The organism is uncultured Rummeliibacillus sp., assembly GCF_934216135.1.
Taxonomy (GTDB): domain Bacteria; phylum Bacillota; class Bacilli; order Bacillales_A; family Planococcaceae; genus Rummeliibacillus.
Genome location: NZ_CAKQBI010000009.1, coordinates 102,429 through 115,253, shown reverse-complemented (window position 1 = coordinate 115,253; position 12,825 = coordinate 102,429). Strand labels below are relative to the sequence as shown.

The following is a 12,825-nucleotide window of genomic DNA, read 5'->3' as shown; positions in this document are numbered from 1 at the left end:
CGGTATGGTTATTGATTTCGGAGGTGTGAAAAATGGCAAAACTTTCAAAAGAAGAAGTTAAGCACGTAGCAAATCTTGCTCGTCTTGCAATTACAGAAGAAGAAGCTGAAAAATTTGCAGCTCAACTAGGTGCAATTACTGACTTCGCTGAACAATTAAACGAACTAGATACAACAAACGTAGAACCTACAACTCACGTATTACCATTAGTAAATGTCTTACGCGAAGATGTAGCAGTTAAAGGTTTAGATCGCGAAGTTATGATGAAAAACGTCAAAGAACAACAAGATGGCTTAGTCAAAGTACCACCAATCATTACAGAATAATAGTAAGGAGGGACAACCATGTCACTATTCAAAAAATCAGCGGCAGAATTACAAGAGCTACTACATAGCAAAGAAATTACAATCGCTGACTTAACTCAAGAAGCTTACAATCGCATTGATGCAGTTGATGACGAAGTAGGTGCATTTTTAGCATTAAACAAAGAAAACGCTTTAGCACAAGCAAAAGAAATGGAAGAAGTACCTTTTGAAAATCGTGGTCCACTTTATGGTTTACCAATTGGGGTCAAAGATAATATCGTAACAGAAGGCTTAGAAACAACATGTGCTTCTAAAATTCTAGAAGGCTTCAATCCAATTTACAATGCAACAGTTGTAGAAAAACTAAAAGAAGCTGGTATGGTTACAATCGGTAAATTGAACATGGATGAATTTGCAATGGGTTCAGCAAATGAAAACTCTGCGATTAAACCTGTTCACAATCCTTGGAACTTTGCCCATGTACCTGGTGGCTCTTCAGGTGGTTCAGCAGCAGCAGTATCAGCAGGAGAAGTACCATTCTCATTAGGTTCAGATACAGGTGGTTCGATCCGTCAACCAGCTGCATATTGCGGCGTAGTTGGGATGAAACCAACATATGGTCGTGTATCTCGTTATGGTTTAGTTGCATTTGCATCATCTCTAGACCAAATTGGACCAATCACTCGTAACGTACGCGATAACGCTTTAATCCTTGAAGCAATTGCAGGCGTTGATGAACACGATTCAACTTCAGCAAACGTAGAAGTACCTCACTATGTAGACCAATTAACTGGCGACATTAAAGGTTTAAAAGTTGCTGTACCAAAAGAATATTTAGCAGAAGGTGTAAATGAAGGCGTTCGTTCTGTAATCCTAGCTTCTATCGAAAAACTAAAAGAACTAGGTGCAACAGTTGATGAAGTATCTCTTCCTCACTCTAAATATGCTCTAGCTGCTTACTATATCTTATCTTCATCTGAAGCATCATCTAACCTATCTCGTTTCGATGGTATCCGTTATGGTTATCGTGCAGAAGCAGCTAACTTAGATGAACTTTATACAAAAACACGTGCGGAAGGTTTTGGCGATGAAGTAAAACGTCGTATCATGCTAGGTACTTATTCATTATCTGCAGGTACTTACGATGCTTACTACAAAAAAGCACAACAAGTTCGTACATTGATCAAACAAGACTTTGATAAAGTCTTTGAAGAATATGATGTCATCGTTGGACCAACAACTCCAACTACTGCATTTAAACTTGGTGAAAACATTGATGATCCGATGACGGTTTATGCAAATGATATCTTAACTGTTCCTATCAACCTTGCTGGTGTTCCGGCTATTTCAATTCCATGTGGTTTTGATAATGGTCTACCAGTTGGTTTACAAATCATTGGTAAATACTTCGAGGAAGGCACAGTATACCGTGTAGCAGATGCATTTGAACGTGCTACAGACTTCCACGAAAAAACACCTCAAACTTGGGAGGTAAAATAATATGAACTACGAAACAGTCATTGGTTTAGAAGTACACGTTGAGTTGAAAACAAAATCTAAAATTTTCTCTCCATCTCCAAACCAATTTGGTTCAGAACCAAATACAAACACTTCTGTTATTGACCTTGGTTACCCTGGGGTTCTTCCTGTAGTAAACAAAGAAGTAGTCAACTATGGTATGCGTGCAGCATTAGCGCTAAATATGCACATCAACCAACATACTAAATTTGACCGTAAAAACTATTTCTATCCTGATAATCCGAAAGCATATCAAATTTCACAATTTGATAAACCAATTGGAGAAAATGGTTGGATTGAAATCGAAGTTAACGGTGAAAAGAAACGTATCGGTATTACTCGTATCCATATGGAAGAAGATGCAGGTAAACTATTCCATGGTAAAAACTCTTCATTAGTCGATTACAACCGTCAAGGTACACCTTTAGTTGAAATCGTATCAGAACCAGATATGCGTACTCCTGAAGAAGCATATGCATACCTTGAAAAACTAAAAGCAATTATTCAATATACAGGCGTTTCAGACGTACGTATGGAAGAAGGATCATTACGTTGTGATGCCAACATTTCTATTCGTCCTTATGGTCAAAAAGAATTTGGTGTTAAAACAGAACTTAAAAACTTAAACTCTTTCAGTTTTGTACGTAAAGGTCTTGAATATGAAGAACAACGTCAAGCAGCTGTATTAAATGCTGGTGGCGAAATTAAACAAGAAACTCGTCGTTTCGATGAAAAAACAGGTAAAACAATCCTAATGCGTGTTAAAGAAGGAACAGATGATTATCGTTACTTCCCAGAACCGGACTTAGTTGATATTGTTATCGATGATGAATGGTTAGAACGCGAAAAAGCGCTTATTCCAGAACTTCCTGATGCTCGTAAAGAACGTTATGTAGCAGAGTTCGGTCTACCAGCTTATGATGCTCATGTATTAACACTTTCAAAAGAAACTGCTGATTTCTTCGAAGCAACTGTAGCAACAGGTGCAGATGCAAAACTATCATCTAACTGGTTAATGGGTGAAGTTTCAGCTTACTTAAATGCTGAACAAAAAGAACTTTCAGAAACAGCACTTACTCCTGAAGGTCTTGGCGGTATGATTAAATTGATCTCTGCTGGCACAATTTCTTCTAAGATTGCGAAAAAAGTATTCAAAGAACTTGTGACAAACGGTGGAGATGCTGAAAAAATCGTTAAAGAAAAAGGTCTTGTTCAAATCTCTGACGAAGGCGCACTTCTTAAAATGGTTACAGAAGTACTTGATAACAACGCTCAATCAATCGAAGACTTCAAAAATGGTAAAGACCGTGCAATTGGCTTCCTAGTTGGTCAAATTATGAAAGCAACTCGTGGACAAGCTAACCCACAAATGGTCAACAAACTTCTTTTAGAAGAAATTCAAAAAAGATAATTTAAAATAACAAAAAAATAGAGCCGACAAATTTTAGAATTTGTTGACTCTATTTTTTTATGTTAATAAGTGTATTTCATTATGATATAGAAGTCTTTTTACTATGTTGGATTAGTAATATGAATCCGAATATTCCAGAGAAAAAGGAAATAGCAGAGATGGTGTAATAGAAAACATGTCCACCAAAAACATTGTAAAGAAATCCTCCAACTGATGAAGAAATAATTCCCGAAATTCCAAAGAACAATAATGCTAAAACAGTTTGTCCGGTTGCTCGCCATTCACGAGGGACAATTTGATACAAATACTGAATTGCAGCTGTGTAATAGATTGGAAATGTCAGCATTTGTAGAGTTTGAATAATTGCTAGCAACACGGGGCTATCAACTAAACCTGATAAGAAAAAGCGAAGTGCATAGCAAAAGATTGCAATTGTGATAATGAGTAATTCTTTTCCTTGACGCAACCATAAATAGCTTAAGGCAAAGACGACAATCTCAGAAGCCGCAGAGATAAAAAATGCAATCCCAACAAGAGAAGTATCGCCACCTAATGCATCAATATGAATTCCTAGAAAAGTATCATTCATACGTGCTGGGATAGAACTAGTAAAAATCAATAGTAAAAACAATATCATTTCTTTATTGGTTAAGAGTTTCTTCAAGCCGTCAATTGTTACTGGAGTTGAGGAGGTTGGGGAATCAGGAAGCTTCCACATGATGATGAAGCAAATGATACCTAAAATCACAAATAGTATTGAAATACTATTCATACCAAACCATTTCATCACATAGCCTACAACTAACGATAAGACTGCATAACCGAGTGCTCCATATGTACGTACAGATCCGTAACTAGTTCCAGCTGCTTCTGTCATTGTATAATTTAAGCTTTCCGTCAACGGATCTAGTGGCATTAAGAAAAAGTAAACGAGCATGGCAATAATAACTAGTCCCCAAAAGCTGCTCATATTGAATAAGATAAAGCCACTTATAGCAGTAGTGAAGATTAAAAAAAGCATAACCTTTCTCAATGTTTTCGTTTTATCACTTATCATTCCCCATAAAGGTTGAGCAATGATTGTAACAAAACCACCTGCACCTATAATAAGCCCCACATCGCTCGTTGACAGACCCTGTCCTTTTAAAAATACAGGTAAAAAGGGAATGAATAGAGCTAATAAGCCAAAAAACAAAAAGTTATGACCCTTTAAAAGAATTTGTACATTCAATGAATTCCATCCTTTCTTTATCCAATGAATAATATTACAGAATTTATGAATAATAGACAAATGAACGAATTTTCTCACTCTAACATTGTTTTTTTGCGAAAAAAATTGGAACCGATTACACTATTAGCAGGAGGGATAGAATATGAAAACAGAACAACAATATTTTAGTGAAGGTATGCCAATTGAAGATTATATGGAACAAATGACAGTACACAAAGATGATTGTTTTAATGTTTATAATAGTTTTGAATTTCCTCAAGATGAAGATTTTATTTCGTTATTAAGTGAAAGAAACCCCCATATTTTAGTTGTTACGGAAGATTGGTGTGGCGATGCGATGATGAATAATGCAATTCTTCGCCGTATTGCAGAAGTAGCGAATATAGATGTCAGAGTAGTATTCCGGGATCAGAATTTAGAACTGATGGATCGGTATTTGACAAATGGCGGTCGCTCAATTCCAATTTATCTGTTTTTAAATGATCAAGAAAAGGTAATTGGTAAATGGGGACCACGTGCACCACAACTTCAAGAATATGTGTTGAAGGAAAAAAGTAAATTGCCAGCACAAGATGATCCAACATTTGCAAAGAAGCAAAAGGACTTATTCTCAAAGATTACAAAGGAAAATGCGACAAATGACCAATTCTGGGGTTGGGTTTATGAAGATATTAGTCGAGCACTCATATTAGCACTTGCGTAATGGAAAGATTTGCAGAACATGTCTATTTCGGTATAAAATATATAAAGGTTCATAAATTGAACGAATTCTTTTAAGTGGCTGCCTCTGTAATAATGAAACGAGACAGCTTGTTTTCTTCTTGTTTTAATTTAGGATGTTAGATAAAAGGAAAGTATCTAATAAAAGCAAAACACTCCGAAACTATTACCTGAGGAATTCGTTATCATATATTAGATATTAGAATAACTAAAGTAGGAAGGTAAAAAAATGAAGCGAGCACGTATCATTTATAACCCTACTTCAGGACGTGAGATTTTTAAAAAGCACTTGCCTGAAGTATTAGCTAAGCTAGAAGTTGCAGGTTACGAAACATCTTGTCATGCGACAACATGTGCGGGAGATGCAACTACTGCTGCCAAAGAAGCAGTTAAAAGAGAATTTGACATTATCATTGCTGTTGGTGGAGACGGTACTTTAAATGAGGTCGTTGCGGGAGTTAGTGAGTTTGAACGTCGACCAAAGATTGGTTTAATTCCTATGGGAACTACAAATGACTTTGCACGTGCAGTGCATATTCCTCGTGATATTGATCGTGCAGTTGATATTATCATTGCTGGAGATAGCATCCCTGTCGACGTTGGTCGAGTAAATGATCGTTATTTTATCAACATTGCAGGTGGAGGAAGAATCACCGAGCTAACATACGAAGTGCCTAGTAAGCTAAAAACAGTTTTAGGCCAGTTAGCGTATTATTTAAAAGGCATTGAAATGTTACCATCTATTAAAGCGACTAAAATGCGTATTGAGTATGATGGAGAAGTCTTTGATGATGAAGCTATGATGTTTCTGATTGCCTTGACGAATTCCGTTGGAGGGTTTGAAAAACTTGCTCCAGATGCAAGTTTAAATGATGGGTTATTCTCCATCTTTATCTTAAAAAAATGCAATATCGCTGATTTTGTAAAAATTGTATCCCTTGCAATTCGAGGCGAGCATATGAAAGATTCCCATTTAATTTATGCTAAAGCTAGTCAGATAAAAGTCACATCAGATGAAAAAGTACAATTGAACTTGGATGGTGAATATGGAGGCAATGTGCCAGCTGAGTTTAAAAACTTAAAACGCCATATTGAGTTGTTTGTGCCAATAAATGATATACGCGAAATTGATCGTATACAAGCTTAAAAGATGAATGATAAAAAGAAAAGGCTAGAAAGTGTTTACGTTAATACTTTCTAGTCTTTTTTTGTGTTTAAATACGATACTTGTGATTGCATTAATTTTTTATGAAGTATTTTTTTATACCATCATAGATGAAATGATTATGTATTTGACAATTATATGCATTATCTATCAAAGCATTGCACATATTACTACTATGTGTAATTTTGCTACGGCATTCTATATAAAAATAAGTAAGAATACTACCACGTTAAGGTTATTTTTGTTTAAACATTTGAAGTGTAATTTAGTCATGGAACAAAAAGGTAGTTTTTTATTTTTTCGAAATAGGAGATGAACTGACTATGTACTATGTGAATTAACAAAGGAGAGAATGGTGTGTATAAAAAGCAAGAAAGAGTGTTGATTTGGACTAGTTTTATAGTTGCAATCATCATGTTGATATCCATTTTAGGAAGAGTTATTGGACATTAAGGAGGTTTGAAAAATGGTTAATGATAATGCGGTATTTTTTAGCCGACTATTAACAGAATTGACGCTAACATTTCATATTATTTACGCAACCATTGGTGTTGGTGTTCCGCTTATGATAATGATTGCTCAATGGATCGGTATAAAAAAGAATGATGAGCATTATATTTTACTCGCTAGACGAATAGCTAGAGGATTTGTAATCACTGTAGCAGTTGGCGTAGTAACTGGTACAGCAATTGGTTTGCAACTTTCCCTTCTATGGCCAAACTTTATGCAGCTTGCGGGTAATGTTATTGCATTGCCACTGTTTATGGAAACATTTGCATTCTTTTTTGAAGCTATCTTTTTAGGGATTTACTTATATACATGGGATCGCTTTGAAAACCAAAAGAAACATTTTTTATTGTTAATCCCTGTTGCGGTCGGTGCTTCCATGTCTGCTGTTTTTATCACAATGGTGAATGCGTTTATGAATGCGCCACGAGGATTTGAAGTAGTTGATGGACAGATCGTCAATATTCAACCGATTGTTGCAATGTTTAACCCAGCAATGCCTACAAAGGTTGGGCATGTTTTATTAACGGCTTATATGACATCGGCATTTGTACTAGCTGCCATTGCTGCTTTTAGAATGTTAAAAGGCTCTAAACATATATATTATAAAAAGTCTTTGTACTTATTTATGAAACTTGGGTTAGTATTTTCAATCGGTACAGCAGTTGTTGGTGATTTTTCTGCAAAGTATTTAGTAGCGTATCAACCAGAGAAATTAGCGGCTGCAGAGTGGCATTTTGAAACGGAAAAGGGCGCATCCCTTTTAGTCTTCGGTATCCGAGATGGTGAAGATGTTAAATATGCGATTCGTATTCCATATGCATTGAGTCTTTTAGCGCATAATAATCCGTTTGCAGAAGTAACTGGATTAAACGAATTCCCTGAGGATGAAACCCCACCACTATATATTCATTTCTTATTTGACTTAATGGTCACAATTGGCTTCTTTATGGTTGGTGTATCGGCTATTTATGTTATTGGAAAGTTGCGAAGATGGCGATTTATACACAGCAAGTGGTTCAGGTGGGTGATTGTTGCTGGTGGGCCATTATCCATGATTGCGATAGAAGCAGGCTGGTGGTTAGCTGAAGTTGGACGTCAGCCATGGATTTTAGTTCGCTATATGAAGGTAGCAGAGGCAGCAACATCAAGTCAGCACGTAGATTTAATGTTACTTCTATTCTGTTTGATTTACTTAATACTAGGAATCGGTAGTGTTGTAGTACTTCGGCGAATGTTCAAAAGAAATCCAATTGAACGAGAAATCGCTGATCGTCATGCTGAAAAGGGTGGTGGTATTTCATGAGTTTAGAAGTGCTAGGCGTTTCTGTATTATGGTTGTTTTTATTTGGCTATTTGATAATTGCTTCCATAGATTTTGGAGCAGGGTTTTTTAACGCATATAGCTTGTTAGTTGGAAAAAAACGTATTTTAACAGTTATTATCCAGCGTTATTTATCACCTGTTTGGGAAATTACTAATGTGTTTTTAGTCTTTTTCTTTGTAGGTATTGTAGGATTCTTCCCGAGAACTGCTTATTTCTATGGTACGACTTTATTGGTTCCAGTCAGTATCGCACTTGGTTTACTTGCGATTCGGGGAAGTTACTATGCATTTGAATCGTATGGATCAAGGGGACATAAAGGATATTCATTTATGTACGGTTTGGCAGGTTTATTAATACCAGCGGCATTGTCCGTTGTATTAGCAATTTCTGAAGGTGGATTTATCACTATTATTGACGATAATCCAGTGCTCGATTATGCTGCATTATTCACTAGTTCTCTTACATGGAGTATCGTTTTGTTAGCGTTGGCAGCAGTTCTTTATATTTCAGCAACGTTTCTTACATGGTATGCAAATAAGGCAGGAGATCGAGAAGCAACCAACTTATTACGAAAGTATGCACTTATTTGGTCAATACCATTAGCCATTTCTGTTATCGGGATTATGGTAGAGCTGCGGAAACATAATGTCATTCATTTCGACAGAATGATTGACTTTTGGTACTTATTTGGAATCTCAGCTGTAATGTTCGTTATTACCATTATTATTCTTTTGATGAGACGTCATTATGGTGTTGCAGTATGGCTGTTAATCGGTCAATTTGCATTTGCATTCTTCGGTTATGGCATTTCACATTATCCATACCTTTTGTATCCGCACCTAACGATTTATGATTCATTTACAAATGAAACGATGGCTATCTCTTTGGTAATTGCATTTGTGTTGGGATTATTATTGTTAATACCATCTCTATATTTAGTATTTAAACTGTTTCTGTTTGATAAAGATTATGTTCGAGGGAAAGAAGACCATCATGCTTAAAGGAGGAAAAGCCAAATGGGAAACTTTATAATTTTCTATGCACCTTTTATCGTTGTTATTGTCGCAATTGTCATTGGCTTTTACGTTGCTTTCAAAGATGGGGCAGTTACTAGGGACGAATAAAGAGAACTTTCACTGAAGGTTAGTTGAACTAATCGTGCTATTACTACTGCTGTAGTGGGAGATAAATCATTTAACCAAAATCCAAGGGCAATTAATGTCTCTTGGATTTTTTCTTTGCGTAGGTCATGATACAATAGAAGGACTGAAACGGAGGATGCACGAATGACAGCACCAGTAAAGAAAAATGATCGATTATCGGTTTATATAGAAGATTTAACACATGACGGCGCGGGTGTCGCAAAAGTAGACGGATATCCGCTCTTTATACAAGGGGGACTTCCTGACGAGCAGGCAGAAGTTCATGTCTTAAAAACATTAAAAAATTATGGTTTCGCCAAAATTGTGAAGATTGAAGTGCCTTCACCTGATCGAGTTGAACCAGAATGCGGTGTCTATGCGCAATGTGGAGGTTGCCAATTACAACACCTTTCATACGAAGGACAATTGAAATGGAAAGAAAAGATGGTCCGTAATGTGATGACGAGAATAGGGAAAATCGATGTACCTGTTCATCCGGTGAAAGGGATGGACAATCCATTGAATTACCGTAACAAAGCTCAAATTCCATTTGGGTCAAATGGAGATGTACCAATTGCAGGATTTTATAAAACAAAATCTCATGCGATTGTTGATACGGATCGTTGCCTGATTCAAACTCCTGAAGCAGATGCTATTTTAGAAGGACTAAAACCACAACTTTGGAAACTTGGTATCAAACCATATAACGAAGAGACAAAACAAGGGATGCTTCGTCATGTAGTTGTTCGTAAGGCATTTGCGACAGATGAAGTGATGGTCGTACTTGTTACGAAAAAGCGTAAATTCCCACAAGCGAATGAAGCGATTGCACTTATACGTAAGCTAGTACCAAATGTTCAATCCATCATGCAAAATATTAACTCAGAAACTACAAACGTTATCTTTGGCAATGAAACCATTAACCTTTGGGGACAAGATACAATTGAAGATCATATCGGCGATGTACGATTTGAAATTTCTGCACGATCATTCTATCAAGTCAATCCTATTCAAACAGAAGTATTGTACAAACAGGCGCTTGATTATGCTCAGTTAACAGGGAAAGAAACGGTTATCGATGCTTATTGTGGGATTGGTACTATCTCATTATTTATGGCGAAAAAAGCAAAATACGTCATGGGTGTAGAAATCGTTCCACAAGCAATTAAAGATGCCAAACGTAATGCCAAACTTAACGGCTTAGACAACACTTACTTTGAGGCAGGTCCAGCAGAAGAAGTGATTCCACGTTGGTATAAAGAAGGTAAAACAGCAGATGTCTTAATGGTAGACCCTCCAAGAAAAGGTTGCGATGAAGCTCTACTAAGTACCATTTTAGAACAACGTCCAAAACGTATTGTATATGTATCATGTAACCCATCCACATTGGCTCGTGATTTACGCATTCTTGAAGATGGCGGTTATAAAACACAGGAAGTACAACCAGTTGATATGTTCCCGCATACTGCGCATTGCGAAGCGGTTGCTTGGTTAGAATTAGTTTAATAAATGAAAAATAGCTGTGTCGAAAATTCAAACTTACTTCATTAGAAGGCGAAACAATCATCGTGTCAGTCTTGGAGAAGGAAGCTTCAATTCAGCCAAACAACATAGTGTTATCAGAACGAAGTGTTAAAGGAATTATTGCATACCGCGATATTTTTCCAGCTGTTATGCACCTGATGACAAAGGGCTACTTCCCAGCCGACAAATTAATCACAAAACGTATCACATTAGACGAGATTGTTACGGAAGGTTTCGAAACATTAGTAAACGATAAAAGCCAAATCAAAATCTTAGTTGCTTCAATATAGATTTACATAAAACGACTTATCTGAAAAAAATGGATTAGTCGTTTTCTAATTGCCTTTCAAATTAATGTTTTATAGGTTGAATGGTTAGGTTATTTTCGTTTTTTAAAGAAACATGTAATTAATTGCTGTATTAACCATGCTTCACTTAAATTAAAACTTCTTAAAGCTTTAAGTAAATGGTTCCTTCTATGATAACTGGAAAGAAAATTGAAGATGTTGTATTTACAATGTTCATATCTTCTCGCGTCACTGAATTTTTTTGTGACTTCTTCAATACGCTTAAAGCCCCACTTCCTTCAATAATTGCAGTTTCTACTTCATTTATATCGAATACATTCTTTTCTCTAAGCATCTGAAGAATATTATCAATAGAAAAACGAATTTTTTTTAGATTTTTATCGATAAATTTTCCATTTTGAATAACAACAGTTGGTTCAAGCGCTAATAATCTACTATTTTACGATTAGATATTTTCCAGTTTGCAACAACCCTTTGAAAAATCCCGATGAAAATTATAGTTATAATAGTAGGCAAATGTTCAATATTAGGGTCAGCGATATCAGCTCCAGTAAAATTGTAATTGAAAATGTAAAACTAAAGAAAAAGAACGAATTCTAATTTAGGGGGAATTCGTTCTTTTTTACTTTTTACGTGTTTATGAGAATAGATGGCCTTTATAAGTTTGAAAGAGACAAAATAAATTTTTTGCTCAGTAAACAATCGAAAGGAAATTGAAGCTTGTTTGTCGAAATAAGTAAATATTTCAACAAAACAGGAGTTGATGAAGACGATGGTTTCTAAAGATACACATTTAAAAGAGTCAACTATTTTTAATCATAATGGAAATAAAATAATAACAGAAGACAGAGAGATTAATATTATTGCAAGATTAGAAGAACCGCTTGTCGTAGTTTTAGGTTCAGTATTAGATGATGAAGAATGCGATGTACTAATTCAGTTGGCAAAAGACAAACTTCAGCGATCTAAAATAGGAGGGAATCGAGAAGTCAGTGATATAAGAACAAGCAGTGGGGCATTTTTAACAGACATCAGCAATGACATTCTTGTAAGGGTAGAAAAAAGGGTATCTGATATTATGGGGATTCCTTCAGAACACGGGGAAGGACTCCATATCCTGAATTATCAACCCGGTCAAGAGTACAAAGAACATTTTGATTATTTTGCTTCTACAAGCAAAGCATCGAGTAACAATCGAATTGCAACACTTGTAATTTATTTAAATGATGTGGAAGAGGGTGGAAACACCTGTTTCCCAAAACTAAACTTTTCTGCTAATCCGCAAAAAGGAATGGCAGTGTACTTTGAATATTTTTATAACGATCCAATGTTAAACGAATTAACGTTGCACGGAGGAGCTCCAGTTGTAAAGGGAGAAAAGTGGATAGCTACACAATGGATGAGAAGACAGAAAATAAACTAACACCAAGAACAAGTATTTAAAAAGCTGTACCGAAAACAATTTTTGATTTTCCGGCACAGCTTTACTTATGTTTTTAACTACATTGCGGCTTTGGAGTTTAATAGTAAAAATGAATTTATTGATTCGAACTATTTCTTTTCCATGGGGGATTGGTATTATTGTGGAAGATTTTATTAATCTTATAAATAGCAAAAGGTATCGCAAAGGATAAAATTGTACAAATAATTGTTGTTATATTAGTCAA

Annotated in this window: 11 protein-coding genes and 1 pseudogene; 10 read left to right on the top strand and 2 right to left on the bottom strand. The window is 35.8% G+C overall.

Translation table 11 applies throughout. From position 1 onward, the window contains the following. Positions 1–32: 32 nt before the first annotated feature. The 3 genes from gatC to gatB are packed head-to-tail and all read left to right on the top strand — an operon-like array spanning position 33 to position 3,234. Positions 33–326 carry an Asp-tRNA(Asn)/Glu-tRNA(Gln) amidotransferase subunit GatC gene (gatC, locus tag Q0977_RS08280; RefSeq protein WP_102693857.1) on the top strand — a complete coding sequence of 98 codons (294 nt, stop codon included), beginning with the start codon at positions 33–35 and terminating at the stop codon, positions 324–326. Between the two features lie 18 nt (positions 327–344). Further along, positions 345–1,805 carry an Asp-tRNA(Asn)/Glu-tRNA(Gln) amidotransferase subunit GatA gene (gene gatA / locus Q0977_RS08275; protein WP_119414400.1) on the top strand — a complete coding sequence of 487 codons (1,461 nt, stop codon included), beginning with the start codon at positions 345–347 and terminating at the stop codon, positions 1,803–1,805. Between the two features lies 1 nt (position 1,806). Beyond that, positions 1,807–3,234: an Asp-tRNA(Asn)/Glu-tRNA(Gln) amidotransferase subunit GatB gene (gene gatB, locus Q0977_RS08270; protein ID WP_119414401.1), complete on the top strand. Its 1,428-nt coding sequence runs from the start codon at positions 1,807–1,809 to the stop codon at positions 3,232–3,234. 79 nt (positions 3,235–3,313) lie between these two features. Here gatB and Q0977_RS08265 read toward each other — a convergent pair whose 3' ends face one another. Next, positions 3,314–4,465 (bottom strand): MFS transporter, encoded by a 1,152-nt coding sequence (locus Q0977_RS08265; RefSeq protein ID WP_299512444.1) that lies wholly within the window; start codon positions 4,463–4,465, stop codon positions 3,314–3,316. Between the two features lie 142 nt (positions 4,466–4,607). On the opposite strand from Q0977_RS08265, the gene Q0977_RS08260 reads away from it, so the two are divergent. The 6 genes and pseudogenes from Q0977_RS08260 to Q0977_RS08235 form a co-directional block, all read left to right on the top strand. Beyond that, positions 4,608–5,168 carry a thioredoxin family protein gene (locus Q0977_RS08260; protein ID WP_119414403.1) on the top strand — a complete coding sequence of 187 codons (561 nt, stop codon included), beginning with the start codon at positions 4,608–4,610 and terminating at the stop codon, positions 5,166–5,168. A gap of 246 nt (positions 5,169–5,414) precedes the next feature. Continuing rightward, complete coding sequence (locus Q0977_RS08255; protein ID WP_119414404.1) at positions 5,415–6,332, top strand: diacylglycerol kinase; 918 nt, start codon at positions 5,415–5,417, stop codon at positions 6,330–6,332. 484 nt (positions 6,333–6,816) lie between these two features. Further along, positions 6,817–8,163: a cytochrome ubiquinol oxidase subunit I gene (locus tag Q0977_RS08250; protein ID WP_119414405.1), complete on the top strand. Its 1,347-nt coding sequence runs from the start codon at positions 6,817–6,819 to the stop codon at positions 8,161–8,163. Then, a complete protein-coding gene (locus tag Q0977_RS08245) occupies positions 8,160–9,185 on the top strand; it encodes a cytochrome d ubiquinol oxidase subunit II (protein ID WP_119414406.1) in 1,026 nt (341 codons plus the stop codon). The genes Q0977_RS08250 and Q0977_RS08245 overlap by 4 nt, the downstream gene beginning before the upstream one ends. 285 nt (positions 9,186–9,470) lie before the next feature. Further along, the gene (rlmD, locus tag Q0977_RS08240; RefSeq protein WP_299512432.1) at positions 9,471–10,832 is read left to right on the top strand and encodes a 23S rRNA (uracil(1939)-C(5))-methyltransferase RlmD; all 1,362 of its coding nucleotides are present in this window, start codon (positions 9,471–9,473) and stop codon (positions 10,830–10,832) included. A gap of 35 nt (positions 10,833–10,867) precedes the next feature. After that, a pseudogene (locus Q0977_RS08235) lies at positions 10,868–11,140 on the top strand (butanediol dehydrogenase); the annotation flags it as partial. Between the two features lie 160 nt (positions 11,141–11,300). Here the strand turns inward: Q0977_RS08235 and Q0977_RS08230 are convergent. Next, on the bottom strand, positions 11,301–11,543 hold the full coding sequence (locus tag Q0977_RS08230) for a DUF421 domain-containing protein (RefSeq protein WP_299512519.1): 243 nt from the start codon (positions 11,541–11,543) through the stop codon (positions 11,301–11,303). Positions 11,544–11,921: 378 nt separating this feature from the next. Here Q0977_RS08230 and Q0977_RS08225 point away from each other — a divergent pair, with 378 nt between their 5' ends. Continuing rightward, positions 11,922–12,581 carry a 2OG-Fe(II) oxygenase gene (locus tag Q0977_RS08225; RefSeq protein ID WP_119414408.1) on the top strand — a complete coding sequence of 220 codons (660 nt, stop codon included), beginning with the start codon at positions 11,922–11,924 and terminating at the stop codon, positions 12,579–12,581. The last annotated feature ends 244 nt before the right edge of the window (positions 12,582–12,825 follow it).